Raw genomic sequence first — 440 nt, forward strand, 5'->3', positions numbered from 1 at the left:
CCGGCAGGTGGCCGCGCGCATCGCCCGCTGTCCGGCGGCGCTGCTGGTGCCGCTTCCCGGTCCCGCGCCGGCAAACGCAGGGGTGGCGGCATGAGGGTCCTGATCACGGGGGCCGGGTCGGGCATCGGCCGGGCGCTGGCCATCCAGGCCGACCGCCAGGGCCACGGCGTGATCCTGGTCGGCCGCCGCGCAGGACCGCTGGAACAGACCGCGGCGGGGCTGCGCGACGCGCAGGTCCTGCCCGCCGATGTCACCACCTCCTACGGGCGCGCCAGCATCGCGCAGGCAGTGGCCGGAACCGGTCTGGACATTCTGATCAACAATGCGGGCATGGTGCCCTCGGGCGCCGCCGACACCGCCGACGACGCGCAGATCGCGGCCACGCTGGCGCTGAACCTGGCCGCGCCCATGACGCTGACCCGCGACCTGCTGGGCGCGCT

The 440-nt window shown here is 75.5% G+C and carries 1 protein-coding gene; it reads left to right on the forward strand.

The features are described from left to right. Positions 1-90 precede the first annotated feature (90 nt). Positions 91-440 (forward strand): SDR family NAD(P)-dependent oxidoreductase (locus TW83_RS17715; protein ID WP_045984110.1); only part of this gene is annotated, 350 nt, incomplete at its 3' end.

Origin of the sequence: Paracoccus sp. S4493, from assembly GCF_000967735.1 — a bacterium.
Lineage (GTDB): Bacteria > Pseudomonadota > Alphaproteobacteria > Rhodobacterales > Rhodobacteraceae > Paracoccus > Paracoccus marcusii.